Genomic DNA, 18,838 nt, shown 5'->3' on the forward strand with positions numbered 1-18,838 from the left:
TGGTGGTTGTTCCGGTGGCCATAGCGAGAGGGAAACACCCGGTCCCATCCCGAACCCGGAAGTTAAGCCTTTCAGCGCCGATGGTACTGCAGCGGGGACGCTGTGGGAGACTAGGACGCCGCCGGACACTTACTTGAATGAGAGCGAGGGGGAAGACACCCTGCCGGCCTGGCCGGTGTGTGTCTTCCCCCTCGCTTTTTTCATGCCCAGACGCAGGTCGGCTGCTCGGTTGTCCCTACCCCCCGTCGATACCCCCTGGGGGAAGGTCTACGATGCTGAGTAGTAGACATGCTCTGGGAAGGGGCGATGATGGCCTTCGAGCGACGCGATATGACGGTGCAACCGGACCTCAGCCACACGGAGGGTCGGGTGGCCCCCGTCCGGGCGCGCAAACCGATCTACCTCGACATGTTGCCGCCGTGCAACGCGGGCTGCCCGGCGGGTGAGAACATCCAGGAGTGGCTGCGGCTCATCAAGGCCGGACGCGCGGAGGCCGCGTGGCGGCAGCTCATCGTCGACAACCCGTTCCCCGCCATCCACGGGCGCGTGTGTTACCACCCCTGTGAGACGGCCTGTAACCGCCAGGACCTCGACGCCGCGGTCTCGATCCACTCCGTCGAGCGCTACCTCGGCGACATGGCCATCACCAACGGCTGGAAGGTACCGCTGCCTCGACGTCGTTCGGGGCGTCGCGTGATGGTGGTCGGGGCGGGTCCCGCGGGCCTGTCGGCCGCCTACCATCTGGCCCGGCTCGGGCACGAGGTCGAGATCTTCGACGCCGGAGACAAGCCCGGCGGCATGATGCGCTATGGCATCCCCGAGTACCGCCTGCCGCGTGACGTACTGGACGCGGAACTGCAGCGTCTGGTCGAGCTCGGCGTGGTGTTCCGCCAGAACGCACCCATCAAGGATCTCCTGGCCACGCAGGCCGAGGGCCGCTTCGACGCGGTCTTCGTGGCGGTCGGGGCCCACATCTCCAAGCGAGTCGACATCCCCGCGGCGGACGCGACGCGCGTCGTCGATGCTGTCAGCTTCCTCCGTGACGTGGCCTCCGGCGAACGGCCGATGATCGGGCGCCGGGTCGCCGTCTACGGCGGCGGTAACACGGCCATGGACGCGGCCCGCGTGGCGCGCCGGCTCGGGGCCGAGGAGTCCGTCGTCGTCTACCGCCGCACACTCGAGCAGATGCCGGCCCACGCCGAGGAGCTCGAGGGGGCACAGGCCGAGGGCGTCCAGATGAACTGGCTGCGGACGATCACCTCCGTCGACGAGGAAGACCTCACCGTTGAGATCATGGAGCTCGACGAGCACGGCAAGGCCCGCGGGACCGGCCGCTACGAGAAGCTCGCCGCAGACACCGTCATCCTCGCCCTCGGCCAGCGCGCCGACACGCAGTTCCTGCAAGCCATCCCAGGGATGAGCTTCAACGACGACGTGGTCGAGGTGGACCCGTCGACCCTGATGACCGCGGTTCCCGGCATCTTCGCCGGCGGTGACGCGGTGCCGTCGGACCGCACCGTCACCATCGGCGTCGGGCACGGCAAGAAGGCGGCCAAGCGCATCGACGCCTGGCTGAACAAGGAGGAGTGGGTCCAGCCGGAGAAGCACCCGGTCGTCACGCTCGACATGATGAACGTCTGGTACTTCGGCGACCACGCCCGCCGGCAGCAGACCGAGACCGGCATCGACGAGCGCTTGGAGGGCTTCGGCGAGGTCGTCGCCGGCCTCAGCGACGAGGAGGCCAAATTCGAAGCGAACCGGTGCCTGAGCTGCGGCAACTGCTTCGAGTGCGACGGCTGCTTCGGCGCCTGCCCGGAGGATGCCGTCATCAAGCTGGGTACGGGTAACCGATACCGCTTCGACTATGAGAAATGCACCGGATGCGCCACATGCTACGAGCAGTGCCCGGTCCACGCGATCGAGATGATCCAGGAGCTTCCCCGATGAACGAACAGGTCATCATCGACGGCAACGAGGCCGCCGCCGACGTCGCGTACCGCGTCAGCGAGCTGTGCTCGATCTACCCGATCACGCCGTCGTCCACCATGGCCGAGCTGGCCGACGAGTGGTCGGCGCATCGCCGCCCCAACATCTTCGGGCAGGTGCCGACCGTCATCGAGATGCAGTCCGAGGGCGGCGCAGCCGGTGCCATGCACGGCGCGCTGCAGGGCGGCGCGCTGTCGACGACGTTCACGGCCTCGCAGGGCCTGCTGCTGATGATCCCCAACATGTACCGGATCGCGGGGGAGCTGACGTCGACCGTCTTTCACGTCGCGGCGAGATCCCTCGCGACGCAGGGCCTGTCGATTTTCGGCGACCACCAGGACGTCATGGCCGTCCGCCAGACCGGTGTCTGCCTGCTGAGCTCCGCCTCCGTGCAGGAGGCCCACGACATGGCGGCCATCTCGCATTCCGCCACGCTGCGGACGCGGCTGCCCATCGTCCACTTCTTCGACGGCTTCCGCACGTCGCACGAGCTCAACACGATGGTCCGGCTCTCGGACGACGAGCTGCGGCGCATCATTCCGCGCGAGCTCGTCCTGGAGCACCGGTCGCGCGCGCTGAGCCCGGCGAATCCGTTCATCCGAGGCACGGCGCAGAATCCCGACACCTACTTCCAGTCGCGCGAGACGTCCAACCTCTACTACCAGTGGGCGCCGAAGGTCATCGCCAACGAGATGGAGAAGTTCGCGGAGCTCACCGGCCGGCGCTACGGCCTGGTCGAGTACCACGGCGCGCCGGATGCCGACCGCGCCGTCGTCGTGATGGGCTCCGGCATCGAGGCGATCCTGCCGGTGGTGGAGCGGATGAACGCCGAGGGCGCCCGGGTCGGCGTTCTGCAGATCCGCCTCTACCGGCCGTTCCCCACGGAAGCGTTCCTGGAGGCGCTGCCGCCGTCGGTCACGCGCCTCGCGGTCCTCGACCGCACGAAGGAGCCCGGCGCATCGGGCGAGCCCCTCTTCCTCGACGTCACCTCGGTGCTCGGGGAAGCTGTCGCCGGAGGCGCGCGGGAGAAGCTCCCCGTGACCATCGGCGGCCGCTACGGCCTGTCGTCCAAGGAGTTCACGCCGGCCATGGCGAGGGCGGTGTTCGATGAGCTGGCCGCCGAGTCGCCGCGGCCCAGGTTCACCGTCGGCATCCACGACGACGTGACCAACCTGTCGCTCGACTACGATCCCGCTCTCGACTTCGAGGATCCCGAGACGCTGCGCGCCGTGTTCTACGGCCTCGGATCCGACGGCACCGTCGGCGCCAACAAGAACACCATCAAGATCCTCGGATCCTCGGCCGACACCTTCGCCCAGGGCTACTTCGTCTACGACTCGAAGAAGTCGGGGTCGCGGACGGTGTCGCACCTGCGTTTCGGGCCCAACCCCATCCGCGCCCCGTACCTGGTCAGCCAGGCCGGCTTCATCGGGTGCCACCACTGGTCGATCCTCGAGCGGGTCGACATCCTCGAGTTCGCCCGGCCGGGCACCGTGCTGCTGCTCAACTCGCCGCACGGCCCTGAGGAGACCTGGCATCAGCTGCCGGTGCCCATGCAGCGGCGGATCGTCGAGCTGGGCATCCGGGTCTATGTCATCGACGCCGGGAAGGTCGCCCGGGCCGCCGGGTTGGGCAGCCGCACGAACACGATCCTTCAGACGTGCTTCTTCGCTATCTCCGGGGTGCTGCCGCGGGAGCAGGCGATCGAGCGGATCAAGGCGGCGATCACCAAGACGTACGCGCGCAAGTCGGCCGAGGTGGTGCGGAAGAACCACGACGCCGTCGATTCGGCCCTCGCCGAGCTGCACGAGATGCCGGTCCCGATCGACGACTGGTCCGACCGCGGGCTCATCCCGCCGGTGCCCGAGGGTGCGCCGAAGTTCGTGCGCACGGTCACGGCCGAGATGCTCCGCGGTCGCGGCGACGATCTGCCGGTCTCGGCCCTGCCGGTCGACGGGACCTACCCGTCGGGCACGACGAAGTACGAGAAGCGCAACATCTCCGAGATCGTCGCCGAGTGGGACGCCGAGGAGTGCATCCAGTGCGGCAACTGCGCCTTCGTCTGCCCGCACTCGGTGCTGCGCGCCAAGTCCTACCCTGCGGACGCCATTGGGGACGCGCCGGAGGGGTTCCTCTCCGCGCCCCTCAACGCGGCCGGACTCCCGCAGACCCGCTACACCCTGCAGGTGTACGTGGAGGACTGCACGGGCTGCGGCCTGTGCGTCGCGGCCTGCCCCGTCAAGCCGGTGGATCAGCCGTCGCGGCGGGCCATCAACCTCACGCCCCTGCTGGACCGCGAGAAGGAGAAGCGGGCGGTCGACTATTTCGAGTCGATCCCGGTCAACGACCGGTCGCGCGTCGACTTCGGCACCGTCCGCGGCACCCAGTTCCTCGAGCCGCTCTTCGAGTTCTCCGGCGCCTGTTCGGGCTGCGGCGAGACGCCCTACCTCAAGCTGCTCAGCCAGCTCTTCGGGGACCGGGCGACCATCGCCAACGCGACCGGATGCTCGTCGATCTACGGCGGCAACCTGCCGACCACCCCGTGGGCGAAGAACGCCATGGGCCGCGGGCCCGCCTGGTCCAACTCGCTGTTCGAGGACAACGCCGAGTTCGGGCTCGGCATGCGGCTGGCCGCAGACCTGCACGAGGATCTGGCCCGGACTCGGCTGGATGAGCTGCGCGGTGCGATCGGAGACGACACGCTGGTCGATCAGATCCTCGCGGCCCCGCAGCGGCTCGGATCGGAGCTCACCGAGCAGATGGACCGGGTCAACCGCCTCAAGGCGCGCCTCGAGGGCCTGGCCGGTCCCTCCGTCGAGGACCTGCGCAGCGTCGCGGACCACCTGGTGCGGCGCTCCGTCTGGATCGTCGGCGGCGACGGGTGGGCGTACGACATCGGCAGCTCCGGCGTGGACCACGTCCTCGCGTCGGGCCGCAACGTCAATATCCTCGTCCTCGACACCGAGGTGTACTCCAACACCGGCGGGCAGGCGTCCAAGTCGACGCCGCTCGGCGCCGTCGCGAAGTTCGCCTCGGGCGGGAAGCTCACCAACAAGAAGGATCTGGCCCTGCAGGCCATGAGCTACGGATCGGTGTACGTGGCGCGTGTCGCCATGGGGGCCGACCCGCAGCAGACGCTCAAGGCGTTCCGGGAGGCGGAGGCCTACGACGGTCCGAGCCTCATCATCGCCTACAGCCACTGCATCGCCCACGGCTACGACATCCGCAAGGGCCTTGAGCAGCAGTACCGCGCCGTGAACTCGGGACACTGGCCGCTCATGCGCTACAACCCGGTGATCCGCGACGCCGGCGGCAACCCGTTCCTGCTGGACTCGCCCAGGCCTCGCCTGACGCTGCAGCAGTACCAGTCCGCCGAGTTGCGCTACAAGGTGCTGAAGGCGGCCGATCCCGTCGAGGCCGACCGCCTCGTCGCGCTCGCGCAGGACCAGGTGGACCGCAAGTGGGCGGAGTACGAAGAGTTGGCCAACCGCGGCGCCCACCAGTTCGCCGCCGACCCGAGGAGCCGGGCATGATCGACCTCACCACGAACTATCTGGGCTTGACGCTGCACAACCCGGTCGTCGCGTCGGCCGGGCCGCTGTCGCAGACCGTGGCCGGGGTGAAGTCCCTGGCCGACGGCGGGGTCGGTGCCGTCGTCCTGTACTCGCTGTTCGAGGAGCAGTTGCGCCGCGAGGCCGAGGCCACGGCCATCCTCGAGGACATGTACGAGGAGTCCCACGCGGAGGCGATCTCGTACTTCCCGTCGGTGCCGAGGGCCGCCCACGACGCCTCCGCCACCTACCTCCGGCTGGTTGAGCAGGCGGCGGCGGCGATCGATGTGCCGCTCATCGCCTCCCTCAACGGCGCATCGCTCGGCGGGTGGACGCAGACAGCGCGCCGGCTCGCCGACGCCGGGGCAGCGGCCATCGAGCTCAACATCTACTTCGTGCCGGGTGACCTCACCATGACCGGGCACGCGGTGGAGGAGCGTCACCTGGCGATCCTCGCGGCCGTCAAGGGGGCGGTGAACATCCCTGTCGCGGTGAAGCTCAGCCCGTACTTCTCCTCGGTCGGCAACATGGCGCTGCGGCTCGACGCCGCGGGGGCGGACGGCCTGGTGCTGTTCAACCGCTTCCTGCAGCCCGACATCGACCTGGACCGGCTGACCGTGGAGTCCGGCGTCACGTTGTCGTCCCCCGTGGACGCACGGCTGGCCAGGACCTGGATCTCCGTGCTGCACGGACATCTGGAGGCCTCCATCGCCGCCACCACCGGCGTCGACACCGCCGACGACGTCATCAAGTACATCCTGGCCGGGGCCGACGTCGTCATGACGACGTCATCGCTCATCCGCCGCGGGCCGGCGTACGCGCAGGTCCTCGTCGAGGGGCTCGGGCAGTGGTTGGCGGCTAAGGGGTTGTCACTGTCCAAGGCGAGGGGGCTGTTGGCGGTCCCGGCTGAGGCGGCTGCGGACGCCTACGAGCGGGAGGGCTACGTGTCGGCGTTGGAGAAGGCGAAGTCCACGTACGGGTCGCTGCGCTGACGCCCTCGCCCCTCCCTACGATGTGAGGGTGCTGACAGACATCCTCCTCATCCTCGGCGGCCTCGTGCTGCTCGTCTTCGGCGGCGAACTGCTGGTCCGCGGGGCGGGGGCGCTGGCCCGCAGGCTTGGATTGTCGCCGCTCGTGGTGGGGCTCACAGTGGTCTCGGTGTCCACCTCGGCGCCCGAGCTGGCGGTCACCGTCGACTCGGTGTTCAGGGGGGCGCCAGAGCTGGCCGTGGGCAATGTCATCGGCAGCAACACCGCCAACGTCCTGCTCATCATCGGCGCCGCGGCGCTCATCGCCCCGCTCGCGGTGCGCCGCCAGCTCCTGCGGTTCGATCTGCCGGCGATGGTGGCTATCTCCGTACTGCTCCTGCTGCTCAGCCTGGACGGGGCGGTGGGCCTGATCGACGGCGGCATACTTCTGGCCGCGTTCGTCCTCCTCACCGTGTGGACGGTCATTCTCGGGCGCAGGGCTGCCCGCGAAGATCGGGACGACGAGGCAGCCGCGCCGCTGCCGCCGGTGTGGGCGTCGGTGCTCCTGGTGGCGGTGGGGATCACGGCGCTGGTGATCGGCGCGCAGCTGCTGGTGGGCGGCGCCGTTGCCATCGCGTCGGACCTGGGGGTGTCGGAGCTCATCATCGGCCTCACCATCGTCGCGGTGGGCACGTCGCTGCCGGAGGTCGCCGCCACGCTGGCCGCCGTCCGACGCGGCGAGGTGGACATCGCGGTGGGAAACGTGGTGGGCAGCAACATCGCCAACATCGGCCTGGTGCTGGGCCTCCCCACGCTTCTGTCGCCCGGCGGGATTCCCGTCCCCCCGTCATCGGTGGCGCTGGACCTGCCGTTGATGATCGCGGCCGCGCTGGCCCTGGGCACCGTCGCCTTCACCGGCCACCGGGTGGTGCGGCTCGAGGGCGCGGTGTTCATCGCCCTGTACGCGGCGTATCTGGGCTACATGGTGCTGGCCAGCGCCGACCACGACGCGTTGCGCGGGTTCACGTGGGTGATGGTGTGGTTCGTGCTGCCGCTGGTGCTCGTGGTGGGGGCCGTGACCGTGTGGGAGGAGATCAGGCTCCGCCGTGGTCCCGACGGGCGCCTGGAACGCGTCGGCTGAGTTGGTGGCGACCCCGGGAAGATTCGAACTTCCGACACAAGGTTTAGGAAACCTCTGCTCTATCCCCTGAGCTACGGGGCCGTGCCGCCGCGACGTCGTCGGGCAACTCGGACAGGATACCGGGCTGCGCCCGCCGCTGCAGCACGCCTCCCGTGAGCACACCGTCGGGCGGCCCCACCGTCGCCTTGCGCCCCCGCAGGCCGTCCCCCGATGAGCCTGCGGAACGGCTCGACGCAGATCTGAACGATCAAACTCGAAAATTCGGTGTTGAGGTTTGGCGCAGGCTCATCGGGAGGCGACGAAACCCGGCGCAGGCTCATCCTCGGCCCACAAGGCGCGTGTCAGGCTCAACGCAGGGGGACGGGGGCCGGTGCCCACCGTCGCGCAACGCCTCCGCGGGCTCACAGCCGACGGCGGGGGCGCGTGAGGAACAGCTCGCCATCCCGATCGTCATCATCCTCGGCGCCGGGGTCAGCTTGGACCGCGCCGGGCTGATGTTCATTCCGCTGGGCCGCCCTTCGGCGGCTACCTCTCCGACCGCATCGGCGGCGCCCTGACCTCGCCGGCGTCATGGCCTGCACCATGGCGGGCACCAGCTGCGGCTCCTGCCTGCGGCTGGTGCGCACGTTGATGGTCGCGGAGCTCGAGAAGGCCGGGACGGTGGTCAGCAACGCCCTGTGCGAGCACTTCGAGCTCTCCCGGGCCCAGCTGTTCGACGTGGTCCGCGTCACCGGGCTCACCACCTTCTCGGCGCCCGCATCGACCAGCTGCCCGACATCTGGCACCGCCTCGTCGACGCCGGGTTCGGGTCCGGCCACGCCTACGGCAAGGCACTGCGGACCGTGAAGTCCATCGTGGGCTCGACATGGCGCCGCTAGGGGTCCAGGACTCCGTGGCGCTGGCGATCGATCTCGAGCTGCGGACCGCGGGCTGCGCTCGCCCCACACACTCCAGCTCGGCGGCTTCGGACCCCTTCGCCCGCGCCAACGTCATGGCCCGTGGACTCGTCGGGTCGTCCCTGGTGGATGGCGAGGAGGTGCCCGTACTCTTCTCTCCCATGTACAAGCAGGCGTTCGATCTCCGCTCAGGCGTGTGCCTGTCGGATCCCGCCGCCGGCGCCCCGGGCGCCACCACCCTCGCGGGGTGCCGTGTCGTGTTGACCGCCAAGCGGCGAGCCTCTGAACTGGCCTCCGCGCTGGAACGGCGCGGGGCAGAGGTTCTGCGGGCGCCCATCCTGTCCATCGTGCCGCACGCCGACGACGAGCTGCTGATCGCGCAGACCACGGCGCTCATCGCCGACCCTCCGGACGCGGTCGTGGCGACCACGGGAGTCGGCTTCCGGGGCTGGATGGACGCGGCCGACGCGGCCGGGTGCGCCGACGAGCTCCTCGCGATGCTGCGCCGGGCCCGGATCATCGCCCGCGGCCCGAAGGCCCAGGGCGCCGTGCACGGGGCCGGGCTCACCGCGGACTGGGTCGCGGATTCCGAGACCGCCGCCGAGATCAAGGAACTGTTCGCCGACGAAGGTGCGGCCGGGCTCCACATCGCTGTGCAGCACCACGGCTCGGGCAGCGACGGCATCGACGAGCTCCTGACCGGGTTGGGCGCGCGGGTCACCTCCCTGGTCGTGTACCGGTGGGGGCCGTCTCCGGATCCCGAGGCGGTCTCACGCGCCGTCGGCCTGGTGGCCGGCGCTGAGGTGGACGCCGTCGCGTTCACGTCCGCCCAGGGGGTGGTCGAATTCCTGTCGGCCTGTGAGCGGGAGGGGCTCCGCGACGAGGTCATCGCCGCGATGGCCGGCCCGGTGCTCCCGGCGACGGTGGGGCCGGTCACCGCAGCGCCGCTCGTCGAGCTCGGACTGAGCCCGCTGGTTCCCGACCGGTACCGGTTGGGCGCCCTCGTGCGTGAACTCAGCGCCGCGCTGAACGACCGCTCTCCGTCTGACGTCGTCACCCCGTCGGGCGTGCTGCGGCTGCGTCGCGCGGCCGCCGCCCTGGACGGGCGCGCGCTGCCGCTCAGCCAGGTGCAGCTGGCCGTGCTGAGGGCCCTGGTGAGCGCCGAGGGTGGGGTGGTGTCGCGGGAGGACATCCTGGCGCTGCTGCCCGGGTGCTCGAACGATCCCCACGCCGCCGAGGTTGCCGTCGCGCGTCTGCGGGACAGCATGGGCGACCGCTCGCTGGTGCGGACCGTGCCGCGCCGCGGCTACCGACTGGAGGTCTCCGCATGACACCTGTCCTCATCGTGTGCGCGCACGGCACCGACGACCCGGACGGGCAGGCGGTCGTCCTCGAGATCGCCGCGGCGGCCGCGCGACGGTTGCCCGGGGTGACGGTCGAGGCAGCGTACGTGGACGTGCAGGAGCCGAAGCTCGGCGACGTCGTCGACCGCTGGGTGGGTGCCGGCGCGACGGTCGTGGTCGTCCCGGTCCTCCTGACGCTCGGATTCCACACGGAGGTGGACGTCGCCGAGGCGGTGTCCGCCCACCCCGGAGCGGTCGTCTCCACCGGCCCCCTCGGCCCGGACCCCCGCCTTGAGCGCGCGCTCGTGGACCGGCTGCGGGAGGCCGGGGCTCCGGAGGACGCGGCCGTGGTGGTCGCCGTCGCCGGGTCGTCGCGCCCGGAGGCGGCCGACGTCGCGCATCAGGTCGTCGCCGGTGTGCAGAGCGTGTGGCCGGGTCGTGTCGTGGTGGGCTTCCTCTCGGCCGCCGAACCTCGGGTCGCCGAAGCCGTCGCCTCCGCCCGGGGTCTGAGCCCGGTGGCCGTGGCCTCCTATCTCATCGGCCCGGGGTTCTTCCAGCGCCGCGTGGACAAGGCAGGCGCCGACGTCGCGGCAGCGCCCTTGGGCGCCCACCCGCTGCTCGTCGAGGTGGTGGTCGACCGCTACCGCGCGGCCGCGGGTGGGCTCGTCGCCGATCAAAGCCACCCCGGTTAATTGATACAAAGTCCTTGTAGTAATCTGGCAGGCATGACAGAGATCTCCCTCACCCCCAAGTCAGGCTGCGGTTGCGGCGGTCATGACGACTCCCTGCCCGAGCTCGACGCGCGCGCGATCCCGCATGCCGTGCGTCACGCGGCCATCCACGGCGTCGTCGACGGGCTCCAGCCCGGTGCCGCCTTCGTGCTGGTCGCCCCGCACGACCCGGTTCCGCTGCTGCGCCAGATCTCGGATCGCCACGGCGACTCGATCGCCGTGAGCTACGTGCAGGAGGGCCCCGACGCCTGGAAGCTGAAGCTGGCCCGCGTCTGATGTGCAGCTACTGCGGGTGTGACTCGATCACGGTCATCGGCCGGTTCATGGCCGAGCACGTCGAGATCGTCAACGCGTGCGGCCAGTTGCGCCGTGCCGTCACCGACGGCGGGGACGTCCCCGCCCGCGCCCGCGACCTCGCTCACCTCCTCGGTCCGCACACGCAGTCCGAGGAGGTGGGCCTCTTCAGCGTCATGAAGCGCCGCGACGAGTTCACGGAGCACGTCAACGGCCTCTGCGGCGAGCACCGCTCGCTCGACGAGCTCCTGGCGGCCATCGCCGCCGGCGACCACTCGCTGATGGACACGTTCGAGGTGGCGCTGCGCGACCACATCGACAAGGAGGACAACGGTCTGTTCCCGGCGGCGGCCCTGGGCCTCGACGGAGACGAGTGGACCGAGATCGACGGCAAGACGCATGAGCACGACCACGCCACCGGCGTCCCGCACCACCACTGACGGTCCCGCCGCGACCCGCCGCCTCCGCGTCGCGCTCATCGCCCTGGCCGGCGTCTCCCTGCTCACCGGGCTGAACGCGGCGCTGCTCAGGCTGGGCGTCTGGGCGCCGGTGTCCTCGAGCCGGCTGGCCGACCTCCACGGACCCGCCATGACCCTGGGCTTCATGGGCACCCTCATCTCCCTGGAGCGCGCCCAGGCGCTGCGCAATCCGCTGGCCTATCTCGCGCCCGCGCTGCTCGGCGCCGGATCGCTGGCCCTGATTTCGGGCGCCCCACCCCTGCTGGGTGAACTCCTTCTGCTCGACGGCGGCCTCGCCTTCCTCGCCGTGGCCGGCGCGCTGTGGCTGCGCGCCCCGCTCCCGCTGGTGGCCGCGCAGGCGTTGGGGGCGCTCTTCGTCCCGCTGGCGGCCGCCGCGATCCTGCTGGCGGACGTGGCGGCGGCGCTCCCGCTGCTCGTCGCGTTCGTGGTGATCACGATCGCCGCGGAGCGCGCCGAGCTGGCCCAACTGACCATGGGGGCCCGCGCCGTCCCCACCCTGCTGACCTTGGCGACGGTGGTGGCGCTCGGCGCGGCGCTCGCGATCGCGCTGCCCGCCGTCGGATTCCGGGTGCTGGGGCTGGGCTGCGTGGCGGTGGCGGCCTGGTTGATCCGCGACGACGTGGGGCGCCGGATGATCCGCGCCGCCGGCTTCCGCCGCTTCAACGCGGCCGCGCTGCTCGCGGGCAACGTCTGGCTCACGGTCGCGGGCGCCGTCTGGGTCGCCGTCGGGCAGCCGACCGCCCAAGGCCACTACGACGTCACGATCCACGGGGTGTTCCTGGGCTTCGGGGTGTCGATGATCATGGCGCACGCCCCTACCATCTTCCCGGCGGTCATCGGCCGGGCGCTGCCGTACCGGGTGTCTATGTGGCTGCCCCTGGCGCTGCTGAACATCGGCATGGCCACCCGAGTGTCCGGCGCCCTCGCCGGCGCCGGCCTGCTCTACCGAACCGGAGGAACCGTGACCGTGCTCGCTCTGCTGGCGTTCGCGCTGACCGTCGTCGCATCGGCGGTGCAGGGATGAGGCGCCGCCGCTCCCTGCGCGACTACGCGGTCCTGGTGTGGCTCCTGGCCGCGGCCGTGGTCGCCGTGGCCCACCGGTGGGTCCCGGAATCCACGTGGCTCATGGTGCACCTGGTGGCGCTCGGTGCCCTGACCCACTCGGTGATGGTGTGGAGCGCCCACTTCACCGCGGCACTGCTCAAGACCCGCGACGACGACGCCACGCGGCGGCGGGCGGACGTACGGCTCGGGGTGCTCGCCGCGGGCTCGCTGCTGGTGTTCGCGGGTGTCCCGACGGCGCAGTGGTGGCTGGTCGTCGTCGGCGCTACCGCCGTCTCAGCGGCGGTGCTGTGGCACGGCGCCGTCCTGGTCCGCGATCTCCGCCGCGCGCTGCCCGGACGCTTCCGCATCTGCATCCGCTACTACGTCGCGGCCGCCGCCTGCCTGCCGGTGGGCGCCGCGTTCGGAGCGACGCTCGCCTTGGGCCTCGACGACCGTTGGCACGCCGCGTTCCTCGTCGCGCACACCATGACGATGCTGCTGGGCTGGATCGGCCTGACCGTCGTGGGGACGTTCGTGACCTTCTGGCCGACGGTGTTGCGGACCCGGATGGACGACCGCGCCGAGCGCCTCGCGAGGCAGGTGCTGCCGGTCCTGCTGGCGTCGATCGGCGTGGTCATCCTCGGCTCCCTGCTGGGCGTCCGAGCCGTGTCCGTGGCCGGCCTGGTGCTGTACGCCGGGGCGCTGATCTGGTGGGGCCGCTGCCTGGTCGCTCCGCTGCGCGCGAAGCCGCCGCGCGAGTTCGCCGCGGCCTCGATCCTGGCCGGCGCGGTGTGGGCCTGTGCCGCGATCATCGCGACCGCGGTCCACGTCGGCCGCTCCGACGACGTCGAGCTGGCCTCCGGGTATCCGATGCTGGCGTCCCTGTGGGTGGTCGGCTTCCTGCTTCAGCTGGTCACCGGGGCCCTGTCGTATCTCCTGCCGTCGGTGATCGGCGGCGGTCCGCGGGTGGTGCGGGCGGGTGCGGCCGAGTTCGACCGCTTCGCAACCGTGCGGCTCGTCGTCATCAACGGCGGGCTGATCGCGTGGCTGACGCCGCTGCCCAGCTGGGTCAAGGTGACGGTCTCGGTACTCGTGCTGGCCGCGCTGGCGGCCTTCCTGCCCCTCATGGTGCGCGGCATCCGCGCCTCCGTCGCCGAGCGCCGGCGCGCAGTGACGGGCGTGCCCGCGGCCGAGATGCCGGAGCGCCGCAGCGCCTTCACCGGCGATGGGCTGGTGGCAGGGGTTGCCGCCCTGGCCATCGCCATCAGCGTCGGCGTGGGCCTGGACCCGGCCGCCGCGGGAGTCGCCACCGTTGGGTCCGCGGCCGCCCCAGCGGCGGTGGCCGAGACCGGGACCACCGTCCGGGTCCAGGTCGCGGCCCGCGACATGAGGTTCGTGCCCGCCAGCGTGGAGGCGCAGCCCGGGGACCGGGTGATCATCGAGCTCGTGAACGAGGACCCCACCACCGTGCACGACCTGCTCGTCGGCACCGTCCGCACACCCCGGTTGGCGCCCGGCGAGCGGGCGGAGCTCGATCTGGGGATCGTGGGGCAGAGCATGGCCGGCTGGTGCACCGTCGTGGGCCACCGGCAGATGGGCATGACGTTCGACGTGGTGGTGGCTGGCTCGCCCGCCGCGGAGGCCGGGGCCGAGCCCGCGGCGCCGCAGCACGGCCACCAGGGCGCCGGAGACCCGGACGCGGAGCTGAGCGCCGTCGTCGACCCCGTCGCGCCTGCCCTGACCCCCGAGACCGTCCGCCGCTATGAATTCCGCGTCACCGAGGTGCCCCTCGAGGTGGCGCCGGGCGTGTGGCAGCGGCGGTGGACGTTCAACGGCGGCAGCGTCGGGCCGACGCTGCGGGGCCGGGTCGGCGACACCTTCGAGATCACGCTGATCAACGACGGGTCCATGGGGCACTCGATTGACTTCCATGCCAGCGCCCTGGACCCGACGGGGCCCATGCGCACCATCGCGCCCGGTGAGCGCCTGACCTACCGGTTCACCGCGAACCGCGCCGGGGTCTGGATGTACCACTGCTCGACGATGCCCATGAGCGCCCACATCGCCGCCGGCATGCACGGCGCCGTCATCATCGAGCCCGAGGCCGGCCTGCCCGAGGTCGACCGGGAGTACGTGCTCGTGCAGTCCGAGGTCTTCCTGGCCGACGCCGCCGCGACCGCCGAGGACGCCACCGACCTCGACGCGGACGCCGTGCTGGGCGAGCACCCGGACAAGGTCGTGTTCAACGGCGTCGCGAACCAGTACGACCAGGCTCCGCTGGTGGCCCGCACGGGGGAGCGGGTGCGGTTCTGGGTGCTCGACGCCGGGCCGAACCGGGCGACCAGCTTCCACATCGTCGGCGCGCAGTTCGACACGGTGTACCGCGAGGGCGGGTATCTGCTCAAGGAGGGCGTCGACCCCTTCGGGACCACGGGAGGCGGCGCGCAGGTCCTGGCGCTGGCGCCCGCCGAGGGTGGCTTCGTCGAACTGGAGTTCCCTGAGCCGGGGCGCTATCCCGTCGTGAGTCACGTGATGGTCGACGCGGAGCGCGGCGCCCACGGGTACGTCGAGGTGTCCTGACCGTCCCTCCGCGGAGGCGCTGGCCTAGGATCGGAGTCGACCACTCGACGAAGGGAAACCGCCGTGTCTGAAGCCGGCCTCAACGCCGCCCGCCAGAAGATGATCGACGCCGGGGTCGCCGCGCCGGCCATCGAGGTCTTCTCCCGGTTCTACGAGCTCCTCGAGAGCGGCGCCACGGGTGTCATCCGCGAGGACACGATCGAGCCGCTGCTGGATCCGCCCATGCTGGCCGATGTCGACATCACCGAGGCGGAGGCCCGGGAGGCCATCGGGCAGACGGTCATCATCAAGCTCAACGGCGGACTCGGCACGTCGATGGGGCTGGACAAGGCCAAGACGCTGCTCGAGGTCCGCGACGGGCTCAACTTCCTCGACCTCATCACCCGTCAGGTTCTGGCGGCGCGCGACCGCTACCACGCCCGGCTCCCGCTGCTGTTGATGAACTCCTTCCGCACGGAGGCCGACACGCTGGCGCACCTCGAGCAGTACCCGGAGCTGCCGGTCGAGGGGCTGCCGCTCAGCTTCATGCAGAACCAGGAGCCGAAGCTCCGAGCAGATGACCTCACCCCGGTCGAGTGGCCGGCCGACCCCACGCTGGAGTGGTGCCCGCCGGGCCACGGGGATCTGTATCCGGCGCTGGAGGGCTCCGGCGTGCTCGATCAGCTGCTCGAGGCGGGCTTCCGCTACGCCTGCGTGTCCAACGGCGACAACCTCGGCGCGGCCCCCAACGCGACCATCGCAGGCTGGTTCGCCCGCTCGGGGGCGCCGTACGCCGCGGAGCTGTGCCGCCGGACGGTCAACGACAAGAAGGGCGGCCACCTCGCCGTCCGGAAGGCCGACGGGCAGCTCATCCTGCGCGACACCGCCCAGACGGCCCCCGAGGAGATGGACTTCTTCACCGACGAGCACCGCCACCCGTTCTTCCACACCAACAACCTGTGGTTCGATCTACGGGTCCTGCGCGAGACGCTCACCGAACGCAACTCGGTGCTCGGCCTGCCGCTCATCCGCAACGAGAAGACCGTCGACCCGTCCGACGGTGAGTCGACCCCCGTCATCCAGGTCGAGTCGGCGATGGGCGCGGCCATCGAGGTGTTCGAGGGCGCCACGGCCATTTGCGTGGGCCGGGACCGGTTCCTCCCCGTCAAGACCACCAACGAGCTGCTGCTCCTGCGCTCGGACGTGTACGAACTCACCGACGAGGGGCGCCTGGTCTCGACGACGGAGACCTCGCCCGAGGTGTCCCTGGACTCCCGGTACTACAAGAAGGTCGACAAGTTCGAGGCCCGCATCCCGGCCGCGCCGTCGCTGCGCGAAGCGGTGTCGCTCAAGGTGAAGGGGGACTGGACCTTCGGTGCCGGCGTCCGCGTCGTGGGTTCCGTGGAGCTTCCCGACGAGGGCGCGGCCGGAACGGTCCCGGACGGGTCCGTCCTCGGTGGGTGACCCTGAACTGGCGGCGGCCCTGGGGCTCGCCCTCACGGGCCTGCGCCTGCCACTGTCCTCGCCGCAGCACCTCGCCGACGACCTGCGGCAGCTCGGCTTCGACGGCGGCGCGCTGGTGCGGCTCCGCCGGGAGCGGCAGGCCGCGCGGGAGCCGTGGCCGTACCCCGTCCCACTCGAGGAGCGGCGGGCCATCGGCTTCGCCCGGTTCGACGCCGCGCTGGCCGACGCGCGCGCCGCGCTGGGGCTGTCCGGGCTGACGGACGCGGTCCGCGCCAAGCGGCCCCTCAGCACGGAGGAGCGCCGCCTGGCGGCGGACCGGCCGCCGCACTGGTGATCAGGGACGACCGGACGTCAGCGCGTCGCGGATCTCCTCCAGGAGCGTCTCGGTCTTGGTGAGCGCGGGCGCGTCCGCCTCCTCCCGGGCGAAGCGTTCCTTGGCCTTGGTGTAGGGCAGCACGACACCGAAGTACACGACCGTCGCGATGATGAGGAACGCCACCAGCGCGGTGAGGAACGCGCCGACGGACACCCCTGCCGGCTTGAACGACGAGAAGTCCGGCGTGCCGCCAAGCAGCCCGAGGAGGTCCATGAACATGGTGGTGAACGCCTGGACGACGGTGGCGAACGCGGCGCCGATGACGAAGGCGACGGCGAGCTCGATGAGGTTGCCGCGCATGATGAAGTCCTTGAAGCCCTTCACGGGGGTGCTTCCTTCCAGATAGGTGACAACGTGCGACCCACCGGCACGGACCGGCGGTGGCCGGCCGCATCGATGGGCCCCGGTCACCATAGCCGCATCCTGGGGCTCATGGCCCATCGGTGACGCCGCCCAGCGCGATGCTCAGCTGCCCTCCCTGGCCGAGGATCGCGACCATCGGCGCCGTCTCCGCCGGAACGTCCACCAGGAGCAGGTCGCTCTGGCTGCTGCCGACCGCGAGCCCGGTGGATTCGACCCGCTCGGGTACTGCGGCCACCCGGGCGTCGCTCGTGAGGACGTCAGCGGATTCGGCTGCTGCGACGATCAGGGTGATGCGGTCCCCGGGGCGCAGCAGCGGCCGCAGCCCCGGATCTGCGAGCGCGATCGGCACGACGGCGCGACCAGGATCGACGGCGTCTGCGCCGGCAAGGAGGCCCGGCTGCAGGACGGTGCCCGCGGAGAGGGGGACGGCCGTCGTCGCTCCGAGCGCGGCGGCCGCATCGTTCAGTGCGTCCGCGGGAACGGCGTCGACGGGGAGGGCAGCCTGTCGGAGATTCGCAGCCGCGAGCGCGTGACCCGCGGGGACGTCGGTGGCCGCGATGAGGACCGGGACGGTGGCGCCATCCGAGCCGGCGAGCCAGTGGGCGAGTCCGAGGACCGACAGCCCGGCCAGCAACGCGCCGATCGAGCGCCGGTGCCAGGAGACGAAGGCCGCGATGGCCGCGAGAGGTCTGGTCATGCCGCCATGGTGGGCGGTCAGCGACCCGATCCTCCGTTGTCCACAGCCTGGATCAGGCGGTGGCGGCGGCCCCCGCGGTCGCAGCGGGCTTCGGCGCGGCAGGCTTGGCGTCCGCCGCGGGGGCGGGGGCCGACGTCGCAGACTTCGTCGAGCGGGAGTCGGTGGCGTAGAAGCCGGAGCCCTTGAACACCACTCCCACTGCGCTGAACACCTTGCGCAGGTCGCCGTCGCACTCCGGGCAGTCCGTCAGCGCGGGATCGGTGAACTTCTGCACCGCCTCGAGGTCGGTGCCGCAGGAGGTGCAACGGTACTGGTAGGTGGGCATGCGCGGTCCTCATGAGATGGGGGTCGAGTGCCCCCCCATGGTATGTCAGGAGCGCAGGCGGACAGAAACCCGTTCCGTGACATAGCTGTCCACCGCGACGTCGTGGGACAGCGTCGGCAGCGCGTCGACGATTTCGGCGTCCCTCGCCAGGGCGATGATCCGCGCGTCGGCGGCGCGATGCACCAGCGCTCGGTCGTACCAGCCGCCGCCCGTACCGAGCCGCGAGCCGTCCCGCCCGACGGCGAGGCAGGGGACGACGATCGTGGCGGCCCCCGCCAGCGCACCCGGGGGCAGGGGCTCGCCGGCCGGCTCCGGAATGCCCATCCGGCCGGCCCGCAGGTCGTCCCAGGAGCGGACGGACGCCCACCGAGGGGTCCGGTCGAGCACGGGCAGCAGCACGCGCCAGCCGAGGGCGAGCAGCGACTCCCCGATCACGCGCGTGTCCGGCTCGTCGGGGCGCGAGGCGTAGAGCGCCACCGTGCCGACGCGGCGTGTCGCGAGGTCCTCGAGGAGCCGACGGGAGCGTGCGGCGTTGTCAGCGGCCCATTCCTCGGTGGTCAGCTGCGCCCGGCCGGCCAGGAAGCGCGCCCGCAGCGCGTCCTTCCGGGCCTCGATGGTCAT

The 18,838-nt window shown here is 71.2% G+C and carries 17 protein-coding genes, 1 tRNA gene and 1 rRNA gene; 14 read left to right on the forward strand and 5 right to left on the reverse strand.

The window, feature by feature from the left end; all coding sequences use genetic code 11:
* The first annotated feature begins 10 nt into the window (after nucleotides 1-10).
* The 5 genes from rrf to ACFQPD_RS07840 all read left to right on the forward strand — a co-directional run bounded on the left by rrf (nucleotide 11) and on the right by ACFQPD_RS07840 (nucleotide 7,646).
* Nucleotides 11-127 (forward strand): 5S ribosomal RNA (gene rrf / locus ACFQPD_RS07820).
* A 161-nt stretch (nucleotides 128-288) separates the two neighbouring features.
* Complete coding sequence (locus ACFQPD_RS07825) at nucleotides 289-1,947, forward strand: NAD(P)-binding protein (protein ID WP_068750427.1); 1,659 nt, start codon at nucleotides 289-291, stop codon at nucleotides 1,945-1,947.
* Nucleotides 1,944-5,519, forward strand: a complete 3,576-nt coding sequence (gene nifJ / locus ACFQPD_RS07830) for a pyruvate:ferredoxin (flavodoxin) oxidoreductase (RefSeq protein ID WP_385899895.1) — start codon at nucleotides 1,944-1,946, stop codon at nucleotides 5,517-5,519. The genes ACFQPD_RS07825 and nifJ overlap by 4 nt, the downstream gene beginning before the upstream one ends.
* Entirely contained in the window at nucleotides 5,516-6,529 is a 1,014-nt protein-coding gene (locus ACFQPD_RS07835; RefSeq protein ID WP_385899897.1) for a dihydroorotate dehydrogenase-like protein, read from the forward strand. Before nifJ ends, ACFQPD_RS07835 begins: the two co-directional genes overlap by 4 nt.
* Nucleotides 6,530-6,557: 28 nt before the next feature.
* Entirely contained in the window at nucleotides 6,558-7,646 is a 1,089-nt protein-coding gene (locus tag ACFQPD_RS07840; RefSeq protein ID WP_385899898.1) for a calcium/sodium antiporter, read from the forward strand.
* Nucleotides 7,647-7,651: 5 nt separating this feature from the next.
* On the opposite strand, the gene ACFQPD_RS07845 is transcribed toward ACFQPD_RS07840, so the two are convergent.
* Nucleotides 7,652-7,727, reverse strand: a tRNA-Arg gene (locus ACFQPD_RS07845).
* A 501-nt stretch (nucleotides 7,728-8,228) separates the two neighbouring features.
* Between ACFQPD_RS07845 and ACFQPD_RS07850 the strand changes: the two genes are divergently transcribed.
* From ACFQPD_RS07850 to ACFQPD_RS07890, 9 genes are all read left to right on the forward strand, one after another.
* Entirely contained in the window at nucleotides 8,229-8,492 is a 264-nt protein-coding gene (locus ACFQPD_RS07850; RefSeq protein ID WP_385899899.1) for a hypothetical protein, read from the forward strand.
* Between the two features lie 46 nt (nucleotides 8,493-8,538).
* A complete protein-coding gene (locus tag ACFQPD_RS07855) occupies nucleotides 8,539-9,873 on the forward strand; it encodes a uroporphyrinogen-III synthase (RefSeq protein ID WP_385899901.1) in 1,335 nt (444 codons plus the stop codon).
* Nucleotides 9,870-10,577, forward strand: a complete 708-nt coding sequence (locus ACFQPD_RS07860; protein WP_385899903.1) for a sirohydrochlorin chelatase — start codon at nucleotides 9,870-9,872, stop codon at nucleotides 10,575-10,577. The genes ACFQPD_RS07855 and ACFQPD_RS07860 overlap by 4 nt, the downstream gene beginning before the upstream one ends.
* A gap of 33 nt (nucleotides 10,578-10,610) precedes the next feature.
* Nucleotides 10,611-10,892 (forward strand): DUF2249 domain-containing protein, encoded by a 282-nt coding sequence (locus ACFQPD_RS07865; protein ID WP_385899905.1) that lies wholly within the window; start codon nucleotides 10,611-10,613, stop codon nucleotides 10,890-10,892.
* Nucleotides 10,892-11,350, forward strand: coding sequence for a hemerythrin domain-containing protein (locus tag ACFQPD_RS07870; protein WP_068750450.1), 459 nt, complete (start codon nucleotides 10,892-10,894; stop codon nucleotides 11,348-11,350). Before ACFQPD_RS07865 ends, ACFQPD_RS07870 begins: the two co-directional genes overlap by 1 nt.
* Nucleotides 11,310-12,413, forward strand: coding sequence for a hypothetical protein (locus ACFQPD_RS07875; RefSeq protein WP_385899907.1), 1,104 nt, complete (start codon nucleotides 11,310-11,312; stop codon nucleotides 12,411-12,413). The genes ACFQPD_RS07870 and ACFQPD_RS07875 overlap by 41 nt, the downstream gene beginning before the upstream one ends.
* Nucleotides 12,410-15,013, forward strand: coding sequence for a multicopper oxidase domain-containing protein (locus tag ACFQPD_RS07880; protein WP_385899909.1), 2,604 nt, complete (start codon nucleotides 12,410-12,412; stop codon nucleotides 15,011-15,013). The genes ACFQPD_RS07875 and ACFQPD_RS07880 overlap by 4 nt, the downstream gene beginning before the upstream one ends.
* 63 nt (nucleotides 15,014-15,076) lie before the next feature.
* Complete coding sequence (locus tag ACFQPD_RS07885) at nucleotides 15,077-16,456, forward strand: UTP--glucose-1-phosphate uridylyltransferase (protein ID WP_385899911.1); 1,380 nt, start codon at nucleotides 15,077-15,079, stop codon at nucleotides 16,454-16,456.
* The gene (locus ACFQPD_RS07890; RefSeq protein ID WP_385899913.1) at nucleotides 16,449-16,790 is read left to right on the forward strand and encodes a hypothetical protein; all 342 of its coding nucleotides are present in this window, start codon (nucleotides 16,449-16,451) and stop codon (nucleotides 16,788-16,790) included. The genes ACFQPD_RS07885 and ACFQPD_RS07890 overlap by 8 nt, the downstream gene beginning before the upstream one ends.
* On the opposite strand, the gene mscL is transcribed toward ACFQPD_RS07890, so the two are convergent.
* The 4 genes from mscL to ACFQPD_RS07910 form a co-directional block, all read right to left on the reverse strand.
* Nucleotides 16,791-17,156 (reverse strand): large conductance mechanosensitive channel protein MscL, encoded by a 366-nt coding sequence (mscL, locus tag ACFQPD_RS07895; RefSeq protein ID WP_385899915.1) that lies wholly within the window; start codon nucleotides 17,154-17,156, stop codon nucleotides 16,791-16,793. It abuts the gene before it with no gap.
* 106 nt (nucleotides 17,157-17,262) lie between these two features.
* A complete protein-coding gene (locus ACFQPD_RS07900; RefSeq protein ID WP_353081631.1) occupies nucleotides 17,263-17,892 on the reverse strand; it encodes an SAF domain-containing protein in 630 nt (209 codons plus the stop codon).
* A 52-nt stretch (nucleotides 17,893-17,944) separates the two neighbouring features.
* Nucleotides 17,945-18,217, reverse strand: coding sequence for an FmdB family zinc ribbon protein (locus tag ACFQPD_RS07905; RefSeq protein WP_068750462.1), 273 nt, complete (start codon nucleotides 18,215-18,217; stop codon nucleotides 17,945-17,947).
* A gap of 45 nt (nucleotides 18,218-18,262) precedes the next feature.
* On the reverse strand, nucleotides 18,263-18,838 hold the full coding sequence (locus tag ACFQPD_RS07910; RefSeq protein WP_385899918.1) for a 5-formyltetrahydrofolate cyclo-ligase: 576 nt from the start codon (nucleotides 18,836-18,838) through the stop codon (nucleotides 18,263-18,265).

Origin of the sequence: Tessaracoccus sp. O5.2 (assembly GCF_964266725.1) — a bacterium.
Taxonomy (GTDB): Bacteria; Actinomycetota; Actinomycetes; order Propionibacteriales; family Propionibacteriaceae; genus Arachnia; species Arachnia lapidicapta.